The sequence below is a fragment of the Cupriavidus basilensis OR16 genome, from assembly GCF_000243095.1.
Lineage (GTDB): Bacteria > Pseudomonadota > Gammaproteobacteria > Burkholderiales > Burkholderiaceae > Cupriavidus > Cupriavidus basilensis_D.
Map to the genome: position 1 here is coordinate 47,853 of NZ_AHJE01000062.1, position 12,943 is coordinate 60,795.

A 12,943-nucleotide genomic window follows, 5' to 3' on the forward strand; every position below is an offset into this window, starting at 1 on the left:
CCGTGGACGGGTGGGCGGCGGGGCAAAGCCTCCCGGCTCAGTTGAGGGGTACCTGCCAGGCGTTGTAATCGTACACCCAGTCCGCGTTGCCGCCTTCCTTGAGCCAGGCGTTGCTGCGCGAGCCGATCTGCACGCGGCTCGCACGTGCGTGGCGGGCAGCCTGATAGCGTGCCAACGCTGCGGGGATGTCGTTGCCGTTGGCTTCGGCCAGGCAACGCGCCAGCACCACGCCATCCTCGATGGCCATGCCGGCGCCTTGCGCCATGAAGGGCATCATCGGGTGGCAGGCGTCGCCCATCAGGGTAGCGGTGCCGGCCGACCAGGCGGGCAGCGGGTCGCGCACGTAGAGCGCGGAGATCAGCACGTCGTCGCAGGCATCGAGCAGCGCGCGCGCTTCGGCATGGAAGCCCGCGTAGGCGGCACGCACGTCTTCCACGCGGCCCGGCGTGGTCCAGGATTCATTGCGCCAGCTTTCCTGCGCCACCGTGGCGAAGACAAAGATCTCGCGGCCACGGTTGAGCGGAAAGGTAACGATCTGCGAGGTCGCCTCCGGGCCCCACCACTTGGTGAAGGCCTGCAGGTTCGGCACGCCGGCAAGGCGCTCGGCCGGCACCACCGCGCGGTAGGCCACCACGCCGGTGAAGACCGGATGCTCGGGTCCGAACAGCGCGCTGCGCACCGCCGAGTGGATGCCGTCGGCACCGATCAGCACATCGACGTCTTCCTGCGTGCCATCGGCGAAATGCAGGGTGGCGCCGGCATCATGCCGCTCGATCTGCGTCGCCTTCTTGCCGAGCTTGACGTTGGCCGCGGGCAGGGCGCCTTCCAGCGCCGTCATCAAGTCGCCGCGGTGCATGGTGAGTTGCGGCGCGCCATAGCGGATCTCGGCTTCGTCGGACATGGCCAGCCGGGAGGTCTCCTCGCCGGTGTTCCATACCCGGCTGATACGGTGGGTGGGCCGCGCGGCGGTTTCTCGCAGTGCCTCGCCCACGCCCAGGCCATCCAGCGCGCGCACGGCATTGGGCGTGAGGTTGATGTCCGCGCCGACTCGCGCGAAGCGCTGGGCTTGCTCGAACACCGTCACGTCCATCCCGAGCTTGCGCAGCGCAATCGCCGCGGCGAGGCCGCCGATGCCGGCGCCGTTGATGCCAATCTTTTGTGAAGCCATGGTGCTTGTTCCTCTTGGGTCGCCTTGGTGTGGGCCCGGGTGTGCGTCTCGCTGCTCAGCCGCTGCGCTTGCCGGTAGATATGTTCAAATATGAACGTAATGTTCATAAAAGAATATAAAGACGATGCGGCGATGTCAATCCGAGGGTTTACGCGGGGAGCTAACGAGAAAAAGGCCGCATCGCGGCCTCAGGGGAAGTGGAACAGGAGGAGTAGGGGCCGAGAGTCGGGGGAGAGCCCGCTGGCATTGCAGGTGGTTCTCTTGAGCTCGTCCCAGCTTGGTGACCGAGCATGTCCGGGCATTGGGAAAGCGATCGCGCCATGGGTGCGGGATTACTTGTTCGCGCGGCTTCCAACCGGAAGGCCTATGTACGGCGCTGGCTCTTTGCGCGCCGGTGCGGCGCGCCTCGTGGATCAATATTCCCGCAATACCCAGCCGCTGATAAACGCAAAATACTCGCGCAACCAGGCGTTGTAGCGTAAATAAAGCGGCGTTGGGGCTCCCGCCCCGGAGACCGCCTGGAACCCAGCCTTACGCGCGATCCGCTTCGCGCGCACCAGATGAAAATCACTGGTCACCAGCACCAGCGGGTCTCCGGCGCTCACGCCCTGTTGCTCCAGCAAGCGGCGGCTGAAAAGCAGGTTTTCCTCCGTGCTGGTACTCCGATCCTCCCGGATCAGGCGATCCGGTTCGAGGCCGTGAGCGCTCAGGTAGTCGGCCATGATGTCGGCCTCGCTGCAGTGCAGCCCGAAGTCCTGCCCGCCGCTCACCACCACGCGCGCCGCAGGCCATTGCCTTGCCAGCGCCAAGCCTTTGTCCAGTCGCGCAGCCAGGGTAGGCGACGCGGCGCAGTGTGGCGTGCCAGAGCCCAGTATGAGGATGGGTTTTGCCGGCGCCCCCCGTTGCCGGGGTTTCGGAAGTGCCAGTGCTGATGAAGTAGAAGAACATCCCCAATGTCGCCAGCCACGCGGCAAACGCCACCTGGCCTAGCCCCCAGATCCATCGGTGCCGCCGGCTGGCCATGCGCCATTGCGCTACGGTCGCCCAGCGCCATGACAGCGCGAGAAAGGCTGTGCCGATCGCCAGCGGGAGGACAACGCCAAAGTTGAGTAGCCCCATCAGCATCAGTGCGATGGCATCGGCCACCAGCAGTGTGCCTAGCAGTGCCAGGCAGATGCGCCGCCAGGTAGCGCCAGTCTTCAAGTCATGCATTGTTGTTCGATCCCACACCGTGGGCTGGTTGGATAGTTGGTGAATTGGTCAGCGTGATGCAAGGCCAGGCGGCAAGCGGCCAGGCGCTTGCCGCCGTCCGCTCAATCGATGATGGTGGGTGTGTCGCTTGCGTCCAGGCAAAGGGTCAGTTGCATACCGTCTTTGCTGAAGGCGCACTGAGGCAGGGGCGCGCGCAGCACGTTGGCGAGCGGGATGCCTGCGAAGATCAGGATCAAGGCGCTGGCGACCACCAGCCGAGCCAGCCTCCTTGTGTGTGACAGGGGACGATGACGCGGAGCGCGGGCCGCGCCGAGATGCAGAAACACCCCGCCAATCAGCAGCGCCACGCCGACCAGCATCGCTGCGGCAATCTCTCCCCGCCGTGGCGATGGAATCAGGTCGCCACCGTGATTCTCCGGATAGTGCAGCAGCCACCAGGCACCGGCGCCGGCTTGCAGTACCCCAGCCATGCACCAGGCGGCGCGGTACCCCGTCAGACGACATGCCGAGGCCAGGAGCATGCCGGCAATCGCCGTGATCCAGGCGCCGGCATACTTCATTTGATTGAAACTGCCGCCAAACAGGGTGCCGCCCACGTCCAGAGGCCGCAGCCCGTGGAAGGCGATCCAGCCGAGACTGGCAACGATACCCAGAAGGGCGGTCCAGCTCAAAGCAGTGTCCAGCCACAGCCACAGCCTTGGCACAGGACGAATCATCGGTGTCGTTCCGAGGATGCGCTCACGTCTGATCGTGCCTGGCCTTCGCCCAGCGAGCGCAGGAGCGCTGGCACCTTGGCGCTGCTGGTGGTCTGCACGCGGGCGAGGAGGTTGTAGTCCACGCCGCTCATGCCGTAGGTCTGCGCGATATCGTGCCGCAGGCGCTGCCAGAGGTGGCTGGTCATCTGCGCATCGGCCATCGCCCGGTGGGCGCGCCCGGCCTTCGGCAAGCGCAGCATATCCACCAGTGTCGACAGCCTGTGGTTTTGCGCGTGCGGGTAGACCCGCCGCGAAACCAGCATCGTGCAGGCGAAGGCCTGATCGGCCGGCATTCCCAGCAGCGCAAGTTCGGCCTGCCAGAACCTGCGGTCGAACCCTGCGTTATGGGCCACCACGGGATGCTTGCCGACGAACCGGGCCACTTCGCGCATCACCGTGGACGCGGCGGGCGCGGATGCAATCATGTCGTTGGTGATGCCGGTCAGGTGTACGACATCAGAGGGGATGCGCCTGCCCGCGTTCATCAGGCTTTGGTATTGGTCGACGATTTCCCCGTCGCGCAGCAGGATGACCGCAATTTCCGTGGCCCGATCGCCTTGACGCGGTGACAGTCCTGTCGTTTCAAAATCCAGAACCGCAACGGTCTGCATGGTGTTTTTTCCTTTTGTTAGTCAATCGCCCGTCCGGGCCACCGGGTCAGGGCGACTGCGTCAGCGCTGCCGGTGCGGGCTTGAACGCCCGCCGCCGCGCGCGCGCCGCCAGGCCGCTGCCCAACGCCCAGCGCAACGTGGGCGCCAGCACGCGCATGCCGGCCAGCGAGACCGGACGGCGGATCGCGGTGCTGCCGTGCAGCCCAAGCTCGCGCTGCGCCCAGCGCGGCAATAGCGCAATACCGGCATCGCCCATGATGCGCACCGCCGGCACCAGCAGAGGGCTGGCCACCGGCATGGCCATGACCAGCCGCACCACTTCGCGGGTGCGATCGCTCACCACCAGCTGCGGGCGCATGCGCTCCAGGTAGGCGGCGATGGCGGCGGCGCTGGTCGGCACGCCGGTTGCGCCAAGCCGCTCGGCGATCTGCGCTACCTCCGCGTAGTAGCGGTCCTGCTCGGTTACCGAGAGCGGGCCGACATAGCGCAGGTAAGCGGTGAGAAAGCTCGACACCTCGGCCACGTGCACCCAGGTCAGCAGCGCCGGATCGTCGGCCGCGTAGGGGCGGCCATCCGGGGCCGTGCCCTTGACCGCCGCGTGGATGCGCCTGACGCGATCGACCAGCGCCAGCGCATCGGCGCGGCTGCCGTAGGTGGTGCCGGCGATGAACTGCGCGGTGCGGCCCAGGCGGCCCTGCATATCGGTGCGGAAGGTGGAATGATCCCACACGCCGGCCAGCGCCAGCGGATGCATGGTCTGCATCAGCAGCGCGCTGACGCGCCGGCCAGCATCGCGGGGAAATCCGCGTGCACGCGCCAGCAGACCGCGTCCGGCCCGAACAGGCCGGGATCCCCGGGCGGGTTGTCGTAGTCGAGGTTGAGGCCGGAGTTGCTGCGTGTCAGGCCCCGCACTTGCGCGCCGGCACGGGCGCGCAAGCGGTCGAGCAGCCGCCGGGGGAGGGGGGCGGCCTGGGCCGTTGCGGGTGGGGTGCCGGGTTGTTGGCCTTGCGAGCCGCTCATAGATGCCTGGTGTGCCTGGTGTGGCCGGTATTGCGTGGTTGATTGGCCGCCGCTCGGTGGTAACGCTCAGTAGTAATGCAGGTCGGTCGCCTTCCCCCAGAATACACGGTAGGCATACACCGTGTAACCCAGGATGGTTGGCAGCACCACTGCCGCGCCTACCAGGATCACCCCCAGCGACTCCGGCGCGCTCGCAGCTTGCCAGATATCGATCTTGTCCACCACCAGGTAGGGAAAGATGCTGTAGGCCAGGCCGTTGAACGCCATCAGGAAGATTACCGCCGTGCCGGCGAAGGGTACCCAGCACCAGCGGTCGTTGCCGCGGTCGTGCATGGCCGGCATGCGCCGCAGCAGGCGGTCGATCAGGATGAACAGCGCCACCGTGACCAGCGGGATCGGCGCCAGCAGGATGATGTTGGGCAACGAGAACCATTTGTCGAAGATGCGCTGGCTCACCATCGGCGTGACCAGCGAGATCGCCGCCACGCCGATGCCGGTCAGCCACAGGCTGCGCCGCGCCCAGTACATGGCGCGCCGCTGCAGCTTGCCCTCGGTCTTCATGATCAGCCAGCCCGCGCCCAGCAGGCAGTAGCCCGCCACCAGGCACAGCCCCACCACCACGGCAAAGGCCAGGTCGAGCCAGCCGTGCCGGAACCCGGTGATGTACAGGCCCAGCATCAGGCCCTGCGAGAATGCGGCCAGCAGTGAACCCGCATAGAACGCGCGGTTCCACCATGGCTTGTGGTGCGCGCGCGCCTTCACGCGGAAATCGAACGCCACGCCGCGCAGGATCAGCCCTGCCAGCATCAGCGCCACCGGCAGGTAGAGCTGGGTCAGGATCACGCCGTGCGCAATGGGAAAGGCCACCAGCAGCAGGCCCACGCCCAGCACCAGCCAGGTCTCGTTGGCATCCCAGAACGGGCCGATGGAGGCGATCATGGTGTCCTTGTCGGCATCGTCCGCGCGGCGCAGCAGCACGCCCACGCCCAGGTCGTAGCCGTCCAGGATCACGTAGACCAGCATCGAGATGCCCATGAGGGCCAGGAACACCAGCGGCATCCAGCCGGCGGGTTGGGTCAGGTCGGTCATTGTGCGCTCCGCAGTTCGCCGGGCACCATGGCTTGAGGGGTTTCGATCCCGGGCAGGCCCACCTTGGGGTCGGCGCCGGCCTTGCGGGCCAGGTAGAACACCACCGAGACATAAGCGGCGATCAGCGCCAGGTAGAGCGCCAGGTACATCGCCAGCGTGGAGGCGATCATCGCGGCCGGCACCTTGGAGGCGGCTTGCGCGGTGGTCAGCACGCCGTACACCAGGTAAGGCTGGCGGCCGATTTCGGTCACGTACCAGCCGGCCACCAAGGCGACCCAGCCGGAGAACGTCATGGCCACCAGCGCGCGCGCCATCCACGGCGCGGGCTGGCCGCCACGGCGCACCTGCCACGCCGCCACCCACGACACCGCCAGCATCAGCAGGCCCACGCCTACCATGATGCGGAAGGCGAAGAACAGCGGCGCCACCGGCGGATGCTTGTCGCCAAAGGCATCGATGCCCTTGATCTCGCCATCCGCGCTATGGGTCAGGTAGAGCGAAGCCAGCTTGGGAATGGCGATCTCGAACGCGTTGCTTTGCGTGCGCGCGTCAGGCAGGCCGAACAGTACGGCCGGCGCGCCTTTTTCCGTCTTCCAGATGCCTTCCATGGCGGCGATCTTGGCCGGCTGGTGATGCAGCGTATTCAGGCCATGCAGGTCGCCGGCCACGATCTGCAGCGGGATCAGCACCGCGGCAATCGTCACGCCGGTGCGCAGCGACGACAACACCTCCGGCGCGCGGTCGCCACGCAGCCAGCGGTAGGCGGAGATGCCCGCCAGCAGGAAGGCCACGGTCAGCCCCGACGCCAGCAGCATATGCACGAAGCGGTACGGGAACGACGGGTTGAAGATCACCGCCAGCCAGCTCGTCACATGCGCGCGGCCATCGATCATCTCGAAGCCTGCCGGGGTTTGCATCCACGAGTTCAGCGCCAGGATCCAGAACGCCGACAAGGTCGTGCCGCCCGCCACCAGCAGCGTGGCGATGGTATGCGTGCGGTTGCTCACACGGCGCATGCCGAACAGCATGATGCCGAGGAAGGTCGCTTCCAGGAAGAACGCCGTCAGCACCTCATAGGCCAGCAACGGCCCGGCCACGTTGCCCACGGTCTCCATATAGCCCGGCCAGTTGGTGCCGAACTGGAAGCTCATGGTGATGCCGCTGACCACGCCTAGCGCAAACGTCAGCGCAAAGATCTTCACCCAGAATCGGTACGCCGCCATCCAGCGATCATCGCCGGTTTTATTGAAGCGCAGCTTGAAAAACAGCAGCACCCAGCCCAGCGAGATGCTGATGGTGGGAAACAAGATGTGGAACGTGATGTTGGCGGCAAACTGCACGCGCGCAAGCACCACAGGATCTAGCGATGAGAACATGCAACTACTCCTTGCGGGCACGGGCCGGCTTGGCCTTGACGGCGCTGGCAGGCGGGGCGGCGGCGCGGGTCTTGCCGCCGATGGCAGCGCTGAACTTGTCCTTCACATCCAGCAGTTTGTTGACCTTGGAGCCCAGCTTCATCAGCTTTTCCAGCGTCGCGACATCCAGCTTCTGGATCTCGCCAAACCAGCTCGTCACCAGCAGGATCAGCCCGTACATTTCCTTCATCCGCTCCTGCGCATGGCGGTCGTTTGGATCGGTCACGACCTCGAGCTGGACCTCGCGCAACATCGACAACGTGGGATCGATCTCGCGCCGGCGGCGCTCCTCGGCCAGCGTGCGGAAGATCGCCCAGACATCGTCGGGTGCCGAGAAATACTCGCGGCGGTCACCCGGCTGGTGCGACAGCTTCACCAGGTTCCACGATTCCAGCTCCTTCAGCCCGATGCTGACGTTGGAGCGCGAAAAGCCTAGCGCCTCGGCAATTTCGTCGGCGTTGAGCGGGCGGGAAGCGGTAAACAGCAGGGCATAGATTTGCCCGACCGTGCGGTTGATGCCCCAGCGGCTGCCCATTTCACCGAAGTGAAGTACGAAGCGCTGGATCAGCGGCGACAGATGCATGCTTGTTTGTTTTGAATTTTTAGGAAGTTGTGAAAGTTTAGTATGAAAGGGCGGGCATGTCCGGGGGGTGCGTCAAGGTGTCGCTGTCTGTCCTTGTCCGCGCGGCAGGTGTCCCGCCTCACGGTTAGTGGGTTAGATTCTCAAAGTTATTGGGTAAAAGGAACGCGCAGAAGGCTGGCGCTGCGCTGTGACCTGTGGGCACACCACGCCCATCGGCGGGGCCGCGACAGGCAGTGGAAAGACCATCTAGGGCAGATTGCGCGTCGGCGCCTGTATCAACGGTGGGGCGGGCCACCAGCTACGCAGCTTCTCGAGCCACCGGAAGGCACGCGCATTATGCGAATCGAGTGACGTTTCCACACGGCCGCTCGGGACTGATGTCGGGATCCAGCGCTTCGTTTTCAGGCTTCTGGCTGTGTAATCACCGAAGTGGTTCGCGATGGCTTCGCCCCCATTTCTGCCAGCTGCCGCATCGCCGGTGCATTGACACGCTAGTTAGCAGACGCTGTCCGAGTTTGCCCACGTGTCGCAAATTTGGGGTTGCATCGTCAGTGCAGCAGTGGAGTGCCGATCATCTGCTCAAGCAGAGTGCCATCAAGTCCCTCGACAACGTCGACAAGCCTGAGGCCCTGCGGCGTGCATTCGAATGTGGCCAGGTCGGTGTAGACGCGCTTGACGCAGCCGATGCCTGTCAGCGGGTAGGTGCAGCGCTTGACGAGCTTGCTCCCCTTCTTCGTCAGCAGGTCCATCATCACCCACGTCTGCTTCGCACCGGTGGCCAAGTCCATCGCGCCGCCCACAGCGGGGATGGCACCGGACTCGCCGGTGCTCCAGTTAGCCAGGTCGCCGGTGGCGCTCACCTGGAACGCGCCGAGCACGCAGATATCGATGTGTCCACCGCGCATCATCGCAAAACTGTCGGCATGGTGGAAGAAGGCGCCGCCGCTTAGCAGCGTGACCGGCTGCTTGCCTGCGTTGATGAGGTCGTAGTCCTCTTCCCCTGGCGCGGCCGCGGTGCCCATGCCGAGTATGCCGTTCTCGCTGTGCAGGATGACCTCGCGCCCGGCCGGCAGATGGTTGGCCACCAGCGTGGGCTGCCCGATGCCGAGGTTGACCACGGCGCCGTCGAAGATGTCTTGTGCCACGCGGGTGGCGAGCTGGTCCTTGGTGCGGCGTTGGACGTGCGTGTTCATGCTGCCTCCTTGAATCCGCCGGCCTGTGTGGCGCTGCGTTCGACCTGCACGATGCGGCTCACGAATATGCCGGGCGTGACGATGCATTCTGCGTCTAGCGCGCCCAGGTCCACGACCTCGTGCACCGTCGCCACCGTCTTCCTCGCCGCCATCGCCATCACCGGGCCGAAGTTGCGCGCGGCCTTGCGGTACGTGAGATTGCCCCATCGGTCGCCGCGCTCGGCCTTGATAAGTGCCAGGTCGCCATGGATGGGGTATTCAAGCACGAATGGACGGCCGTCGATCACGCGCGTCTCGCGGCCTTCGGCCAACTCGGTGCCATAGCCAGTGGGGCAGAAGAAGGCGCCGATGCCAGCGCCCGCGGCCCGGATGCGTTCAGCCAGGTTGCCCTGCGGCACCAGTTCCAGCTCGATCCTGCCGGCGCGGTAAAGTCCGTCGAAGACGTAGCTGTCGGCCTGGCGCGGGAAGCTGCAGATGATCTTGCGCACACGCCCGGCCTTAAGCAGCGCGGACAAGCCGGTGTCGCCGTTTCCGGCATTGTTGTTAACAACGGTGAGCTCCTTCGCGCCCTGCTCGATCAGTCCGTCGATGAGTTCGCCCGGAATGCCAGCGGTGCCGAAGCCGCCAATCAGCACCGTGGCGCCGTCGAGTGTACCTTCCAGCGCCTCAGCTACGGAGCGGGCGATCTTGTTTATCATGAGTATGCCTACGGTTGAAACAGAAGAGAATTCGTCCCGAACAAGCGTTCAGGCGCTTTGCCAACACCGTCGAGAACGGATCCCGATGCAGTTTCAGTTGTCGATGAGCACGCAAGTAGCGAGATCCTCGGCTGATCGGCCAGGCGGCGTCGGCATCAGCTTCGTGCCAGGATCAGCCATTGCCGAAGGCGCGGTTGCCGCCGTACCCGTTGTGAGATTCGGCGATGGGCAGGACATCGATGGCTGCAGCGATCGGATGCTAGCGATTTGTCAGCTCGGCAATCAGCTCGTGTGCCTGCGGCCACTCGCCATAGCCGGCGGCGGGGTTGAGGTGCCCCACGTTCCCTAGGTCGACAAGGCGGCTGCCCCATTCGGATGCCAGCGCGGCAACACGGTCAAAACTGGCGAGAGGGTCATTTCGGCTTGCCGCCACGATGCTTGGAAATGGCAGCGCAGTTCTGGGAACCGGCAGCCATCCGTTCTGGTCCAGAACCTCCATCGATGAATGGCCTGCGGGCAATGGGGTCTCGAAATCCGGTGGTGTCGCGAGGAGAGCACCGTGAATTGCACGGTTGTGGCGCTTCGCCCACTGGACAGTGATCATCACGCCTGCACTGTGCGCGACAAGGACAACGGGCCCGCCGATGCGTGCGATTACGGCGTCGAGTGCCGCAACGCGCGCGCCGCAATTGAGTTTGTCCTGCTCCAGCGGTGGTACTGACACCGCATTCGGCAGGCTTGCCTCCAGCAGCGTTTGCCAATGCTCGGGAACGTGATCGCGCAAGCCTGGGACGATGAGGATGGTTGGCTTCATCTTGGCAATGATTGGGAGTTTGGATTGGATTTCGGCACGACGGGCATCGGGCAACCGGCGCCCCATTGCTGCATGGGCGACTACTTATTGCACTGAGTCGCCCGTGCGGCCACGCTCTTGTTACTCGTTCAAGTTGACGTTGAATTGCTTGATGATTTTTCCAATCTTCTCGAAGCCATCTCTTTCAACTTTCTCCAGGGAGTCGATCGATTGCGGCTGCACTGGTTCCAGCCCCAAATCAGTCAGCCGCTTTTGCACCGGCGTGGCCGACGCGGCCTTGTAGACGGCCGTACGAATCTTCTCTGCCAATTCCGAAGGAACGGTGGATGGAACGATGACTACGGCCAGGTTGCTAAAGTTGATCTCCGGGTATCCCAGTTCAGCGAAGGTCGGTACGTTAGGAAGACTTGGCGAGCGGTTCTTGGCGATCACTGCATAGGGTTTCAGCTTGTTGCCGCGAATCAGTGGCAGCGAGGTTGCGATACCGTCAACCATGATAGGAATCTGCCCACCCATGACCTGGATCAGCGCGGGAGGAGAGCCAACGAACGGCACGTGTTGCATCTTGAAGCCGGCATGCTCGCCAAGCATCAACCCGGCGTAGTGCGAGGCCGATCCGACTGCGTAGGAGGCGAAAGTATCCTTTTGGGGATTGGCCTTGAGATAGGCGATCAGTCCTTTGAAGTCTGCCGCAGGCAAATCAGGGCTTCCGACCAGGACGAAGCCGGACCGGGCAAATGCTGCAACCGACTTGATGTCCTTGAGGGGCGAAAAGTTCTGTTTGATGACGTGCGGGATCTCCGTGAGAATATTGTCGTAGGCAATCATGATGGTCTGTCCATCCGCTGGCGACGACAGCAGGGATGTAACAGCGACATTGCCGCCAGCGCCGCGCTTGTTGTCCACGAAAAACGGGACACCGACATCCCTGGAGAGCTGATCAGCCAGAACGCGGGCAACTACGTCCATCGAACCGCCCGGGACAGCGGGTACCACCACCCTGACCGGCTTGTTAGTCCAGGCATAAGCACTACCTGTTGCCATCAGGGTAAACGCTGCGCAGAGCACGGCTCGAGTACACGCATTTCGGGAAAAGAACATCAACATCCAGGTCTCCTTTGATCTTTGATTCATGGCGCCGCGGGCAAGCAATCCACAGGTCATCCAGTCAGGGGAGCTCCCCATAGGACGACCCGCGTCGACGCCAATCGCGCCTATGCAACGGCCCAGGTCGGCTGACCGCGCTCTTTCTCCCTGCGATTGGGCAGGTAGCCTACCTTCTGCAGCGTTTCGTCGACCGTCTTGTATTGTTCTCCGATCCGGTAGATGCGGCGGGCTTCATCGGCGGTGGCCACGTCCCGATACAGGCTACGAGACATGTTCACCAGGCGCTCGACCTGCTGGACGGAGCTAAGGTGCTCTCCCTTGCGGCCCCACAGCGTGTCTTCGATGCCGCAACGTACATGGAAACCCATGGCAATCGCCATCGTGGTCAGTGGGTGGACGTAGCGCATGAAGGATTCGACGGTGAAGACCGCGTTCTCCGGCAGACGGTTGACCATCTCCAGCAGGTTCCGCGGATTCGGTCCCTCGGATCCACCCCCAAGTTGAACCCAGTTCACCAGCAGCGGTCCCTTGTAAATGCCGCGGCGGATCAGGCGCTCGATGGATTCCAGCTTGCCGATTTGCCCAACCATGAAGTGGGGTTGAATGCCGGCGGCCTGCAGTCGCTTGAGGTGTTCCTCCACAAACACAGGGCCAGCCTCATAGGACATGTTGCGATAGGCCTCGTAGAAGGCCGGCTCGGCGAGGGATGTTCCCGCGAACTCTTCCTTGGGGTGAAGCTCCGTGATGTTCATCGTGGCGCTGTTGACCACGATCGTGACCTGGTCCGGCTTGGGATCAAGATCGGCCAGCATGTGGCGCGTGTCATCCGACAGCCACTTCGCGGCTGAGCCATCTTCTTCGGGGGCAAACGAAATGGATCCACCCACCTGCAGAATCATCTTGGGCACGGCATCGCGAAGCCGGGCCAGCAACTCATTGAACATCGAGAGCCGCTTGCTGCCCTTGCCATCTGCTTCGCGCACGTGCACGTGCAGCACGGTGGCTCCGGCGTTGTAGCAATCCACGGCCTTCTGGACCTGAGCGGCCATGCTAACGGGGATGTCATCCGAATCCCGGGGGAGGAATTGCGGGCCATAGGGAGCGACCTGAATGACCAGCGGCTCCTGGTTCTCGGGCAGCAGGGAGTCGTCAACAAATTGCATCTTCTTTACCTCATTGCGATGACAGGGACGGCGACGGCATGGCATGGATGGCTGGCCAAGGCTGCCTGCGCGCCAACAGGAGTGCGGACTTTGCTGAATGGCTCAGCGGCCCGGG

General features: G+C 64.1%; 12 protein-coding genes and 1 pseudogene. All 13 read right to left on the bottom strand.

The features are described 5' to 3' along the window. Positions 1–37: 37 nt before the first annotated feature. The 13 genes and pseudogenes from OR16_RS22875 to OR16_RS22935 all read right to left on the bottom strand — a co-directional run bounded on the left by OR16_RS22875 (position 38) and on the right by OR16_RS22935 (position 12,828). Positions 38–1,168, bottom strand: a complete 1,131-nt coding sequence (locus OR16_RS22875) for an FAD-dependent monooxygenase (RefSeq protein WP_006160333.1) — start codon at positions 1,166–1,168, stop codon at positions 38–40. Positions 1,169–1,581: 413 nt separating this feature from the next. After that, a complete protein-coding gene (locus tag OR16_RS22880; RefSeq protein WP_237717184.1) occupies positions 1,582–2,142 on the bottom strand; it encodes a YdcF family protein in 561 nt (186 codons plus the stop codon). 339 nt (positions 2,143–2,481) lie between these two features. Further along, positions 2,482–3,051 (bottom strand): hypothetical protein, encoded by a 570-nt coding sequence (locus OR16_RS22885; protein WP_141639906.1) that lies wholly within the window; start codon positions 3,049–3,051, stop codon positions 2,482–2,484. Between the two features lie 41 nt (positions 3,052–3,092). Next, a complete protein-coding gene (locus OR16_RS22890; RefSeq protein WP_006160336.1) occupies positions 3,093–3,746 on the bottom strand; it encodes a 3'-5' exonuclease in 654 nt (217 codons plus the stop codon). 46 nt (positions 3,747–3,792) lie between these two features. Next, positions 3,793–4,766, bottom strand: a pseudogene (locus OR16_RS22895) (oxygenase MpaB family protein). Between the two features lie 66 nt (positions 4,767–4,832). Then, positions 4,833–5,855 (bottom strand): cytochrome d ubiquinol oxidase subunit II, encoded by a 1,023-nt coding sequence (locus OR16_RS22900; protein WP_006160337.1) that lies wholly within the window; start codon positions 5,853–5,855, stop codon positions 4,833–4,835. Next, positions 5,852–7,231 (bottom strand): cytochrome ubiquinol oxidase subunit I, encoded by a 1,380-nt coding sequence (locus OR16_RS22905; protein WP_006160338.1) that lies wholly within the window; start codon positions 7,229–7,231, stop codon positions 5,852–5,854. Before OR16_RS22905 ends, OR16_RS22900 begins: the two co-directional genes overlap by 4 nt. A gap of 4 nt (positions 7,232–7,235) precedes the next feature. Further along, the gene (locus OR16_RS22910; RefSeq protein ID WP_006160339.1) at positions 7,236–7,853 is read right to left on the bottom strand and encodes a GbsR/MarR family transcriptional regulator; all 618 of its coding nucleotides are present in this window, start codon (positions 7,851–7,853) and stop codon (positions 7,236–7,238) included. A gap of 548 nt (positions 7,854–8,401) precedes the next feature. Next, positions 8,402–9,046, bottom strand: a complete 645-nt coding sequence (locus OR16_RS22915; protein ID WP_006160340.1) for a 3-oxoacid CoA-transferase subunit B — start codon at positions 9,044–9,046, stop codon at positions 8,402–8,404. Next, entirely contained in the window at positions 9,043–9,744 is a 702-nt protein-coding gene (locus OR16_RS22920) for a 3-oxoacid CoA-transferase subunit A (protein ID WP_006160341.1), read from the bottom strand. The genes OR16_RS22915 and OR16_RS22920 overlap by 4 nt, the downstream gene beginning before the upstream one ends. A gap of 259 nt (positions 9,745–10,003) precedes the next feature. Next, complete coding sequence (locus OR16_RS41710) at positions 10,004–10,558, bottom strand: RBBP9/YdeN family alpha/beta hydrolase (protein ID WP_423739676.1); 555 nt, start codon at positions 10,556–10,558, stop codon at positions 10,004–10,006. Positions 10,559–10,678: 120 nt separating this feature from the next. Beyond that, the gene (locus tag OR16_RS22930; RefSeq protein WP_237717185.1) at positions 10,679–11,665 is read right to left on the bottom strand and encodes a Bug family tripartite tricarboxylate transporter substrate binding protein; all 987 of its coding nucleotides are present in this window, start codon (positions 11,663–11,665) and stop codon (positions 10,679–10,681) included. A gap of 107 nt (positions 11,666–11,772) precedes the next feature. Beyond that, positions 11,773–12,828, bottom strand: a complete 1,056-nt coding sequence (locus tag OR16_RS22935; RefSeq protein ID WP_006160344.1) for a 3-keto-5-aminohexanoate cleavage protein — start codon at positions 12,826–12,828, stop codon at positions 11,773–11,775. Between the last annotated feature and the right edge of the window lie 115 nt (positions 12,829–12,943).

Bases quoted from the DNA above. Each gene is read 5' to 3' on its own strand.
- OR16_RS22875 (WP_006160333.1), bottom strand. From the start codon at position 1,168: ATGGCTTCACAAAAGATTGGCATCAACGGCGCCGGCATCGGCGGCCTC.
- OR16_RS22890 (WP_006160336.1), bottom strand. From the start codon at position 3,746: ATGCAGACCGTTGCGGTTCTGGATTTTGAAACGACAGGACTGTCACCG.
- OR16_RS22900 (WP_006160337.1), bottom strand. From the start codon at position 5,855: ATGACCGACCTGACCCAACCCGCCGGCTGGATGCCGCTGGTGTTCCTG.
- OR16_RS22905 (WP_006160338.1), bottom strand. From the start codon at position 7,231: ATGTTCTCATCGCTAGATCCTGTGGTGCTTGCGCGCGTGCAGTTTGCC.
- OR16_RS22910 (WP_006160339.1), bottom strand. From the start codon at position 7,853: ATGCATCTGTCGCCGCTGATCCAGCGCTTCGTACTTCACTTCGGTGAA.
- OR16_RS22915 (WP_006160340.1), bottom strand. From the start codon at position 9,046: ATGAACACGCACGTCCAACGCCGCACCAAGGACCAGCTCGCCACCCGC.
- OR16_RS22920 (WP_006160341.1), bottom strand. From the start codon at position 9,744: ATGATAAACAAGATCGCCCGCTCCGTAGCTGAGGCGCTGGAAGGTACA.
- OR16_RS41710 (WP_423739676.1), bottom strand. From the start codon at position 10,558: ATGAAGCCAACCATCCTCATCGTCCCAGGCTTGCGCGATCACGTTCCC.
- OR16_RS22930 (WP_237717185.1), bottom strand. From the start codon at position 11,665: ATGTTGATGTTCTTTTCCCGAAATGCGTGTACTCGAGCCGTGCTCTGC.
- OR16_RS22935 (WP_006160344.1), bottom strand. From the start codon at position 12,828: ATGCAATTTGTTGACGACTCCCTGCTGCCCGAGAACCAGGAGCCGCTG.